The 10,118-nt window shown below is 67.8% G+C and carries 12 protein-coding genes; all 12 read left to right on the top strand.

Annotation, left to right across the window (positions count from 1 at the left end; all coding sequences use genetic code 11):
* Positions 1–75 precede the first annotated feature (75 nt).
* The 12 genes from AC1MIR_RS24065 (at position 76) to AC1MIR_RS24010 (ending at position 10,034) form a co-directional block, all read left to right on the top strand.
* Entirely contained in the window at positions 76–318 is a 243-nt protein-coding gene (locus AC1MIR_RS24065) for a hypothetical protein (RefSeq protein WP_480030700.1), read from the top strand.
* Complete coding sequence (locus tag AC1MIR_RS24060; protein ID WP_480030699.1) at positions 318–599, top strand: helix-turn-helix domain-containing protein; 282 nt, start codon at positions 318–320, stop codon at positions 597–599. The genes AC1MIR_RS24065 and AC1MIR_RS24060 overlap by 1 nt, the downstream gene beginning before the upstream one ends.
* A gap of 10 nt (positions 600–609) precedes the next feature.
* Positions 610–1,275 (top strand): hypothetical protein, encoded by a 666-nt coding sequence (locus AC1MIR_RS24055; RefSeq protein ID WP_480030698.1) that lies wholly within the window; start codon positions 610–612, stop codon positions 1,273–1,275.
* Positions 1,276–1,332: 57 nt separating this feature from the next.
* Positions 1,333–1,530 carry a hypothetical protein gene (locus tag AC1MIR_RS24050; protein WP_480030697.1) on the top strand — a complete coding sequence of 66 codons (198 nt, stop codon included), beginning with the start codon at positions 1,333–1,335 and terminating at the stop codon, positions 1,528–1,530.
* Positions 1,527–2,027, top strand: a complete 501-nt coding sequence (locus AC1MIR_RS24045; RefSeq protein WP_480030696.1) for a DUF2924 domain-containing protein — start codon at positions 1,527–1,529, stop codon at positions 2,025–2,027. Before AC1MIR_RS24050 ends, AC1MIR_RS24045 begins: the two co-directional genes overlap by 4 nt.
* A complete protein-coding gene (locus AC1MIR_RS24040) occupies positions 2,024–3,376 on the top strand; it encodes a recombinase family protein (RefSeq protein WP_480030695.1) in 1,353 nt (450 codons plus the stop codon). Before AC1MIR_RS24045 ends, AC1MIR_RS24040 begins: the two co-directional genes overlap by 4 nt.
* A complete protein-coding gene (locus AC1MIR_RS24035) occupies positions 3,373–3,777 on the top strand; it encodes a hypothetical protein (RefSeq protein ID WP_480030694.1) in 405 nt (134 codons plus the stop codon). The genes AC1MIR_RS24040 and AC1MIR_RS24035 overlap by 4 nt, the downstream gene beginning before the upstream one ends.
* 465 nt (positions 3,778–4,242) lie before the next feature.
* Positions 4,243–5,589: a carbohydrate porin gene (locus AC1MIR_RS24030; protein WP_480030693.1), complete on the top strand. Its 1,347-nt coding sequence runs from the start codon at positions 4,243–4,245 to the stop codon at positions 5,587–5,589.
* Positions 5,590–5,719: 130 nt separating this feature from the next.
* A complete protein-coding gene (locus tag AC1MIR_RS24025) occupies positions 5,720–6,631 on the top strand; it encodes a hypothetical protein (RefSeq protein WP_480030692.1) in 912 nt (303 codons plus the stop codon).
* 107 nt (positions 6,632–6,738) lie between these two features.
* The gene (locus tag AC1MIR_RS24020; RefSeq protein ID WP_480030691.1) at positions 6,739–8,046 is read left to right on the top strand and encodes a patatin-like phospholipase family protein; all 1,308 of its coding nucleotides are present in this window, start codon (positions 6,739–6,741) and stop codon (positions 8,044–8,046) included.
* A gap of 151 nt (positions 8,047–8,197) precedes the next feature.
* Positions 8,198–9,184: an AraC family transcriptional regulator gene (locus AC1MIR_RS24015; protein WP_480030690.1), complete on the top strand. Its 987-nt coding sequence runs from the start codon at positions 8,198–8,200 to the stop codon at positions 9,182–9,184.
* A gap of 250 nt (positions 9,185–9,434) precedes the next feature.
* On the top strand, positions 9,435–10,034 hold the full coding sequence (locus AC1MIR_RS24010; protein ID WP_480030689.1) for an HdeD family acid-resistance protein: 600 nt from the start codon (positions 9,435–9,437) through the stop codon (positions 10,032–10,034).
* Positions 10,035–10,118 lie beyond the last annotated feature (84 nt).

The raw sequence follows: 10,118 nt of genomic DNA, 5'->3' as shown, positions 1-10,118 counted from the left end.
CACCACCAGCATCCCAAACATGACCCCCGGCATCACCGAGAGCCAACGTGAACCCCTTCACCAGAGGGGTCCCTTTTGGACGCCGATCACCCCTCTCAGGGGGGCCTTTTTCCACGCCGATTCACAGCCCGCGGCGAAGGGCTGCGCCTCACGCGCGGCGCGAATCAGGGAAGGCCCGGCAGTCCGATCGTCGCCGCCGGTAACGCGCCGGACGCGCTCGCCGGCATCGTCGCCGCGCTGGCGGGCGACTTTGGTGTCTCCGAGCGCTTCGTCGCGGTGCGGCTGTTGCGCTACGGGCTGGTCGAAGGAGGCGTGTGATGGCGTTCGGAGACGTCGTGCGGTTGCGCCGCACGGAACTCGAGATCGGGCTGAACGACATGGCGAACCGGCTCGGCATCTCCCCGGGCTACTGGTCGCGCATCGAACGCAACCTCGACCGACCGCCGAGCGACGAGATTGTCGAGCGCACGGCCGCAATCCTTGGCATTCCGCTCGACCGGCTGTTCATCGAGGCGAAGCGGCTGCCGCCGGATATGCGTCAGGACATGGGTCAGGTCGTCCTGGCTTATCGGCGCATGCGCAACCTGCGGCTCAGGTAGGAGGTAGGTGATGGGCGGCCTCGCAAAGAAGCTGTTCTATCCGATCGACGATGTCTGCTCGCGGCTCGGGGTCTCCGTGCTGGAACTGGCCGTGCTCGCGTCCGAGCAGAAGATCACCCTCGCGATCGCGGTGCCCAGCCTGTTCGTCGAAGAGGGACACTACGAGGAACTGCCGGACGGGAGTCATCAGGCCATCCCATCGTCGTCGTCTTGGGTGCGAGGCCTCGTCGACCTGCGGCCGGACGACGCCTGGTATGTGCTGCGACATGGCTCTCAGGCGATCTCCTGGTTTGCCGCACAGCCTGGGCGATACCGCCGGATTGTCAGCGGTGGCGACGACGAGCGCGGCTACACGGTGATTCGAGAAGAGGTTGGCGTGACGCACGCTGAACTGCTGCGATACGACGCGCTGCTGCAGTCGCTCGACGACGAGCAGGCCATCGCTCGGCCGGGCCGAGGTGGGTCCAGCGCGTACGACTGGCGCGCTGCAGATCTCGAAGCCTTCCGCCGCATCTACTTCGAGGGCGTTCCCGAATCGCAGGGCGCGCTCATCCGCCACATGGCCGCGTGGTTCAGCAGCCGCGGCGGCAAGGTGCCGAATGAGAGCACGCTGAAGCGTCAGCTGCGCCACATCTGGGCGGAGTTCGGGTCGGAGGCCAAGCCGAACAGCCCGTGAGAAGGAAGCAGGGCCGATTCCGTAAATGAGGAGCAGGACAATGCGTGTTGGATCACGATGGCCCTGCCGATCAATCAGCACCTGCCACCCCACCTCCGCGAGGTCTGCGAACTTCTCGCCCGCGGCCTGCTGCGGCTCCGCAGCCGCGCTGCCGAGGAAGCGGCGCGCGACGGCGCGGACCAGGGAGACCGGTTGCTACACTTCCCGGCCGCCGAACGCCTGCATGCGAACCGGACCAACCGGAGACTCGCATGACGAGGAAGACCAAGACCCAGGCCGTGCCCACGTTCACGGCGCCGGCGATTCCGCCCGCCGATGTCCTGGGCAGGCTCGCGGCCTTGAAGACCGCCGCCACGCCGGCGCTGAAGCAGCAATGGCGGGAACTCTTCGGCACGGAGCCGCCGCCCTACAACCGGCGCTTCCTGGAAAGCCGACTCGCTTACCGGGTGCAGGAACTCGCCTATGGCGGCCTGAAGCCGGAGACGCTGGCCCGCCTCGAGGCGCTTGGCGAGCAGTTCGACGGCGGGAAGAAGGTGGTCCGACGCATGCGTGGCGACGACAAGCCCATCGCCGGCACGCAGCTGATCCGCGAATACCAGCGCGTCGAGCACGTGGTGACCGTCACGCGCGCCGGCTACGAGTATCAGGGTCGGCCCTACCAGTCGCTGTCGGCCATCGCGCGCGCCATCACCGGCACGCGCTGGAACGGGCGCGTGTTCTTCGGGCTGCGCCCGAGCCGGAGCGCAGCATGAAGCGCGACGCGAAGCCGGCCGGCGCCATGCCGGCCACCGTGCGGAAGCTGCGCTGCGCGGTGTACGCCCGGAAGTCGAGCGAGGAAGGGCTCGACATGGAGTTCAACTCCCTCGACGCGCAGCGCGAGGCCTGCGAGGCCTTCATCGCAAGCCAGCGCGCCGAGGGATGGGTGCTGGTCCGGGACCGCTACGACGACGGCGGCATCTCTGGCGGCACCCTGGAACGCCCCGCCCTGAAGCGCCTCGTCGCTGACATCCAGGACGGGCTGGTGGATGTGGTGGTGGTCTACAAGATCGATCGCCTCAGCCGCTCGCTGGTCGACTTCACCAAGCTGGTCGAGGTGTTCGACGCGAACAGCGTCACCTTCGTCTCCGTCACGCAGTCCTTCAACACGACCACCAGCATGGGCCGGCTGACACTGAACATCCTGCTGAGCTTTGCGCAGTTCGAGCGCGAGGTTATTGGCGAGCGGATCCGCGACAAGGTGGCAGCGTCGCGAAAGCGTGGGATGTGGATGGGCGGCTTCGTGCCGCTCGGCTACGATGCGCGCGAGCGCAAGCTGCTGGTGAACGAAGCCGAGGCGGCACTGGTGCGCCGGATCTTCGAGGGCTTCGTCGAGACGGAATCAGGCACGAAGCTGGTGACCATGCTCCGGGCCGAGGGCGCCACGACGAAGCGCGGCCGCGCCTTCACCAAGAGCGACATCTATCGGGTGCTGAGCAACCGGACCTATCTCGGCGAGGCGATGCACAAGGGGAAGTCCCACCCGGGCGAGCATGCTGCCATCGTGCCGCAGGCGATGTGGGATGCGGCGCACGCCCTGCTGGCGGTCAGCCCAAAGACACGCGCCAACCGGACACGCTGCCAGACGCCTTCGCTGCTGCGCGGGCTGATCTTCGGCAGCGACGGGCGTGCCATGTCGCCCACCCACGCGCGGGGCCGGCGCGGCCAGCAGTACCGCTACTATGTGAGCCAGTCGGTGCTGAAGGGCAGCGCCGCGGACGGGCCGGCCATCGCCCGCATTTCCGCCGCGGAGATCGAGGGCGCCGTCATTGCGCAGGTTCGGGGGCTGCTGCGTCAGCCGGAGGTGGTGCTGGGCGCCTGGCGCGCCGCACGGGTGTCGGCGCCGGACATGACCGAGGACGAGGCGCGCCTGGCGCTGGAGCGGCTGGACCCGCTGTGGGAGGAGCTCTTCCCCGCCGAGCAGGCGCGGATCATCCGCCTCCTGGTCGACCGGGTGGACATCGGGGTGGGCGGCGCCGACGTGCGGCTGAAGCTGGAGGGGCTGGCGAGCCTGGCGCGGGACCTGGCGGCGCCGCCGGCCGAAGCAGCGGGGGCCGCGGCATGACCGGTGCCGCGCAGATGCTGACCGTGCGCGTGCCGCTGGCGGTCCGGAAACAGCGGGGCGGGCGGAAGCTGATGATCGCGCCGAGCAGCCCGGCGAACCGCGGCGCCTCGGCTTCGGACACCACGCTGGTGAAGGCATTGGCCCGGGCGTTCCGTTGGCGGCGGATGATGGAAGCCGGCCGCTACGGCACGATCAATGAGCTGGCGGCGGCCGAGAAGATCAACTCGTCCTACGTTTCGCGTGTGCTGCGGCTGACGTTGCTGGCGCCCGATATCGTCGAGGCGATCCTCGACGGGCGGCAGCCGGACGGGATGACTCTGCCTGGGCTGATGGAGCCGTTTCCGGTGGAGTGGGTTCGACAGACAAGCAGTTTCAAGGTTGCTGCCTGCACCGAGCATTGATCCGAGAGAATTCAAGGCTGCCTCTCCCTGAAGAGCCTCGCCCCTCCCTACTGCAGCGCATCCGCGAAGGCTCCGCAGCCTATGGCGGAAAATGACTACGGCCCGGTCAAGCGAGGCGCCTAGCCTTCGAAACGCAGCGCGAATGGCCCCGGTACTCCGCAGGTGGCCCGCGATGCGACGAGGGAGAGCGAAAGAAATGCATGGTCCGCGGTTCGCTCGTGACCCGTTGCTCGGAATGGTGAACGCCCCCGCGATCGTCCATGCTCAGGCGCAGGTCATGCCGCGGCCCAACCAACCGGGCCCCTACAACCTCGTCATCCTGAACGGCCGGGTCACAACTCGGGAGGCGATGCTCGACGGCGCGATGAACGTGGGCGTGCCCGGTCGAGGAGCGTGTGCGCTTCCTCCGCGCGTCCGTGCAGGGCTGGATCGACAACGACTCGATCCGGCTGCCGGCTCAGCACGGTGCCGACGTCAACGCACCAGCCAACAGCCATCGTCAGTGAGGACGAGGGCGTGATGCGCGAGGGGCGGCGTCGCGCGGCACGTCGGGGTTCCCTGGCGGCCTGCGCCTCGGCGGCGGCCGCGCTCTCATGGATGCCGGGGGCCCTGGCGCAGTCCACTGCGCCAGGTCCGGCGATCGGCGGCCCGCAAAGCGTCGGTGCGCAACTGGCCCGCGATTCGGCGGTAGTGCGCCTGCCTGCAACGTTTTCGACGCCGGCCCCCGCCGTTTCGACCGTCGACGCCATCGAAGCATCCAAGGATTGGCTGCAGCGCGAGCATGGCCTGTCTCTCGGCGCCTTCTACGCCACGCTGTTCCAGTATGCGACGCGCAGCCCCAATTCCAACGCGGCGGCCAGCGGCGCCGCGCGGCTCTACGGCGAATGGACACTCGTCAACCGCGGCGAAACCGATACCGGCTCGCTGGTCTTCAAGGTGGAGTACCGGCATCGGATCGGCACCCCGATCGCGCCCCAACTCCTCGGTCCCGGCTTCGGCTACGCAGGCCTGACCGCTGTGGTGTTCAGCGACGTCGGCTGGATGCTGAGCAACCTCTACTGGTCGCAGAAGCTGCTGAACAACCGGATCGGGGTCGTTGCCGGCATTGTCGATACGACCGATTACGTCGACGTGTTCGGCCTGTTCAACATATGGACCGACTTCAACAACCTCGGCTTCACCAACATGGCGACCATGCCGGCGCCGAACCAGGGGCTGGGTGCGGCGGTGCGGGTGAACATCACGCCGAACCTCTACGTGCTGGGCGGCATGGCCGATGCGAACGGCGACCCGACCAATCCGTGGCGCACGATGCAGAAGACCTTCGAGACCTCGGAGTTCTTCCGCCATATCGAGTTCGGCTGGATCGGGTCCTGGGAGAATCGCTTCACCGACAACATTCACGTCACCGCCTGGCAGTCGGACGCGCGGGACAGCATCGGCATCAAGGGCGGTTCCGGGGTGACGCTGTCGGCGAGCCGCCTGCTGAACGACCGCTGGATCCCGATCGCGCGCCTCGGCTTCGCCAATGGCGGCGCTGTCCTGCAGGAACGCCAGGCCAGCGTCGCCCTCGGCTATCGGCTGAACGACAACAACGACTTCATTGGTGCCGGGTTGACCTGGGGGCAGCCGCCAGTCGCTCTGACCAACGGCAGACGTGAACACCAGTACGCGGCCGAAGCCTATTATCGCATACAGATCCTGCCGCGCGTGGAGTTCACGCCTGCCCTGCAGGTCATCGTCAATCCCGTCCTGGATCCCTCCGCGGACACCACCTGGGTGATTGCCGCGCGACTGAGGATCTCCCTGTGAGCCGACTCCTGCCAGCGCCGCGTCGCATCGTGGCCAGGCTTCGTAATGTCATTACGCGGAACGACTACGCCGCGTCGAGTTGCGCCGAACAGGTTCAAAACCGCAAGACGCAGACGTCGGAGAAACACTCATGACCCTGGCATTTCCTTCGCCCGACCACTCCGTCAACGTCTCGCGCGTGAAACCGAGACGTTGTATACGTCTTTGTGCAGGCGCGGCGCTTTTCGCCGGCACGGTCGCCTCGGGCGGTGAAGCATCGGCGCAGACCCAGAGTGGACAGCCCGGCGGTTCGGGCGCCGCGCGGCGCGACGCCAGCGAACTGGCGCGCCAAGTGCAGAACCCCATTTCCGCCTTGATCAGCCTGCCTTTTCAGAACAACACGAACTTCAATTATGGACCGAATGGCCACACGCAGAACACCCTCAATATCCAGCCTGTGATCCCGGTGAACCTCAACCAGGACTGGAACCTCATCACGCGCACCATCTTCCCGCTGGTGTCGCAGCCGGAGTTTTTCCCCGGTCAGGGCACGACCTTCGGCCTTGCCTCGACTCAATTCTCGGCCTTCCTGTCGCCGGTCCGACCGACCAATGGCGTCACCTGGGGCGTTGGTGCCATCGTTCAGGCACCGACCACGACAGACCGCGCCCTCGGCGGCACGGCGTGGGGGGGCGGACCCACCGCTGTCGCGGTTGTCTCTAAGGGCGCTTGGGTGATGGGCGCGCTCGTGAACAACGTTTGGTCGCTCGGCACTGAACCGCATAATCGGTACAACAATTTCACGGTGCAGCCCTTCTTCAATTATAACATTCCCGATTCGGACGGCGCTTACGCCTCTTTCTCGCCGATCATCACCGCGAATTGGGAAGCGAGGAGCAACCAGCAATGGACAGTGCCGCTGGGTCTCGCCTTCGGGAAGGTGTTCCACATCGGCAATCAGGCGATCAACGCCCAGATTGGCGGGTACTACAACGTGATTCGACCCGATATCGGGCCGGAATATCAGCTGCGTGCGCAGATAACCTTCCTGTTCCCGGAGTGAGCGGTCGCCGCCGGGGGCGCAAGCCCGCCGGCGCCGTGCTTCTTGCCATGCTGATGGCACTCGCGCTCGCTGCCTGCGCCGGCAGCGAGCCGGTCATGAACCGCCCGATGACAGGTGCCGCACCGAACGCGCCCGATCTCTGGGACGTGAATCGGGTCGGTGGGCGGGCCGACATGCTGGTGCTCGTCGGCTTCTCGGGCGGCGGAAAGCGTTCCGCCGCCTTCGGCCATGGCGCGCTGCGGGGCATGCGCGCCCTGCCGGTGGCGGGCGGCGGATCGCTGCTCGACGAGATCGACATGGTCGCCGGCGTGTCCGGCGGGTCCTTCCCCTCGGCCCATTTCGCGCTGAACGGGGAGCGCAGCTTCGACACCTTTCCCGCCGAGTTCCTGCACCAGGACATCGAATCCTGGATCTACGGCACCTACCTCCTGCCCTGGAACTGGGGCTGGATCGCCAGTCCGGAGGTCGGGACCAACGACCGCATGGCGCAGGTCTATGACCGCCTGATGTTCCGCGGCGCGACCTTCGGCGATCTGCGCAGCCGTGCACGCCCGCTGCTGTCGGTGAACACGACCGACGTCTCCTACGGCATTCCCTTCGCCTTCACGCCTGGCACCTTCGACCTGATCTGCTCGGACCTCGGCCGCTTCCCGCTGGCGCGCGCGGTCGCCGCGTCGAACGGCTTCCCGGGCGTCTTCACGCCGGTCACGATCGAGAACCATCGCGGTCCCGATTGCGCGGTGCCGGCGCCGATCGATGCCGCGATGCTGCAGGAGACCGCCGACCGACGCTCGCAGATCCTGGGCTCGGCCTATGGCCGCTACCTGTCGCGGGACCGCACGCGCTGGATCCACCTGATGGATGGCGGCATCTCGGACAACCTGGCGATGCGCCACGTCGCCAATTCGCTGCTCCTGCTCGAGAACGAGCGGGGGCGGCAGCCGGAGGCGTTCCGGCGCCTGCGCCGCATCCTGGTGATCAGCGTCGACGGGGAGGCCTCGACCGACCCGACCCTGCCGCAACGGCGGAACGTGCAGGGGTTGCTGACCATCCTGGGCGCGGTCAGTGGCGGGCAGATCGACAACTACAACGCCGAGACGCTGTTGCTCGTGGACCAGCAGCTTGTGCGGCTGCGCGGCGAACTGCGCCGCGCCCGCTGCGCCGAGGCCCGGCGCATCGAGGGCGCGCCCTGCGAGGATGTCGAGGTCGCGCTCGCGCATGTCGCGCTGTCCAACTACCCGGATGCGGAGACGCGGCGCCGGCTGCTGGCGATCCGCACGGGGCTGACGATCCCGGAGGAAGATTCTGCGCAGCTGGTCGCGGCCGGCGAGTCCATGATCGCTCGCGATGCCGGTATCGCGGGCTTCCTCCGTGGCGTCGATGCGCACCGCTCCGGCGCGATCGCGCGACGGTAGTCCGGGAGAAGATCCAACCGGAGAAGGAGGGCGAAAACTGCACAGTAAAGCGCCCCAGCGCCGATCCGCCGAAGCCCGCCCGGTTGGCCGCGGCAGCGCCGCCTTGCGGTTGACGTCGTCTGCGGCCGCGCCGGCCGATCAGCCGCACCCGGTGCACCTGCTGGTGGGGCTGCCCGGGCTTCTGGACGATCATGGGGTGCCGCTGGCAACGCTATGCGCCGCAGTCGGAATTGAGAAGGCACTGCTCGTAGATCCCGAACGCCTCCTGTCCTGGAAGACCGTGGGAAGGATTCTCGTCGCCGCGCGAGACCTCACCGGGCTCGAAGATCTGGGCCTCCGCCTCGGCTTGCGGGTCAACACGCTCGACGCGATCGGCGCGGTCGGGCGGCTGATGCGGTGCGCGCCGACACTGGGCGCGGCGCTCGAGGACCTTGTCATCCATCACCCACGCTATGGTCGGGCCGGCGTGCTCTACCTGCTGGTCAGCGACGGTGCGGCCACGCTCGGCGCTGCCTTTCATGGCCTTTCGCCCGAGGCGAACCGTCAGATCGTGGACCTCAACATCGCCGCGGGCGTCGGCATGTTGCGGGAACTCGCCGGCGTGGCGCCGGAGCGGATCCTGATGGCCCGCAGCGCGCCGCCCGATCCAGACGCCTACCGGCGCGCGCTCGGACCCAGGCTGCAGTTCGATGCGACCCAGTCCGCCCTGCTGATCGACGCGCGTGAACTCAGGCGTCCGCTCGTCGGCGCTGACCCCGGCCGGCACATCGCCCTGCAGCGTGCGATGGACCGCAACTGTGGCGTGCCGGAGACCGACATCGTCACCCGCTTGAGGCGCGTGCTGCTCGTGGCCCTGACCAGCGGCGAGAGGAACCTCGATGTCGCGGCGGCACGACTTGGCCTGTCGCCGCGGACGCTCGAGCGACACCTGCTCGCGACGGGCACCAGCTTCCGGGAGGTTCTCGAGCAGGTGCAACTCGACCTCGCGAGGCAACTGCTGCTCGACACGGGCCTGACGATCCAGGAGATCAGTGCTGCCTTCGACTACGGGGAGCCGAGCGCCTTCGTGAAGTGGTTCCGCCGCCTGACCCGCATGACGCCCGCGGCATGGCGCGCCGCGCAGCGTGGCGGGAAATAACTAGGGGCGGGCAACGGCGATCTTCTAGCCTGGGCCCACCTCGTGCCGATCCGCGGCGCACCAGTTCGGATCGGGCGGGGATCACACGGGGGGCGGTTCTTGTCCGCAGGCAGGTTCGGCAAGCGTGGTCCAGCGGAGCGCATGCCTCGGCCGCCTCTCCGTCCTCGGCGAGAGCGGCGGCAGGCCGGCCAGGCGCCGGCCAGAACAGATCTTTGCCCCCGATGTCGTTTGGCGGGAAGGAGTTGAACGGATGACAAGCCCCATCGGACTGGAGCAGGCCGCCTTGGCGTATCGCGCCGCGGCGCGCGAGACGCTGCAGAAGCATCGGTTCTGGTATCTTCTGCAGGCCGCCCTGATGATCATCGGCGGCGTCGTCGCCATCCTCACACCGCTTTTTTCCAGCCTGCTCCTGGTCCTGATGCTGGGATGGCTCCTGATCATCAGCGGAGGGCTGCAGGCCATCAGCCTGATCGGCGCGGGGAAGGTGCCGAGCTTCTGGATGCAACTCATCTCGGCGGCCCTGGCGGTCATCGTCGGCATCCTCATCCTCGGCGCGCCGGCGGAAGGCCTTTTCGTCATCACGCTGCTGCTGATCGCCTTCCTGATGACCGAGGGGATTGCGAAGATCGTGCTGGCGCTGACGATCCGGCCGATGTCCGGCTGGGGTTGGATCGCCGCGAGCGGCATTCTCGGCCTGGTGCTGTCCGGCCTGCTCTGGTCGAGCCTGCCCGGGACCGCCGGCTGGCTGCTGGCGATCCTGTTCGGCGTCCAGCTGATTTCCGAAGGGGCGGCGCTCGGCGCGACGGTGCTGGCGATCGGCCGCAGCGGGACCGGGGAGGCGTCCTCCTGAAAGGGGCGCACGCACCGACCGCCACGGCGTCGAGCATCCGTCGCGGTCGGACCATGCGCCTTCGCGTCGGCGGGCCGATAGCGG

This window comes from Falsiroseomonas sp. RANM36 (assembly GCF_056682175.1).
This window is presented reverse-complemented; position numbering and strand designations above follow the sequence as displayed.

Coding starts and splice junctions, on each gene's coding strand:
- AC1MIR_RS24060 (WP_480030699.1), top strand. CDS start 318: ATGGCGTTCGGAGACGTCGTGCGGTTGCGCCGCACGGAACTCGAGATC.
- AC1MIR_RS24055 (WP_480030698.1), top strand. CDS start 610: ATGGGCGGCCTCGCAAAGAAGCTGTTCTATCCGATCGACGATGTCTGC.
- AC1MIR_RS24050 (WP_480030697.1), top strand. CDS start 1,333: ATGGCCCTGCCGATCAATCAGCACCTGCCACCCCACCTCCGCGAGGTC.
- AC1MIR_RS24045 (WP_480030696.1), top strand. CDS start 1,527: ATGACGAGGAAGACCAAGACCCAGGCCGTGCCCACGTTCACGGCGCCG.
- AC1MIR_RS24040 (WP_480030695.1), top strand. CDS start 2,024: ATGAAGCGCGACGCGAAGCCGGCCGGCGCCATGCCGGCCACCGTGCGG.
- AC1MIR_RS24035 (WP_480030694.1), top strand. CDS start 3,373: ATGACCGGTGCCGCGCAGATGCTGACCGTGCGCGTGCCGCTGGCGGTC.
- AC1MIR_RS24025 (WP_480030692.1), top strand. CDS start 5,720: ATGACCCTGGCATTTCCTTCGCCCGACCACTCCGTCAACGTCTCGCGC.
- AC1MIR_RS24020 (WP_480030691.1), top strand. CDS start 6,739: ATGACAGGTGCCGCACCGAACGCGCCCGATCTCTGGGACGTGAATCGG.
- AC1MIR_RS24010 (WP_480030689.1), top strand. CDS start 9,435: ATGACAAGCCCCATCGGACTGGAGCAGGCCGCCTTGGCGTATCGCGCC.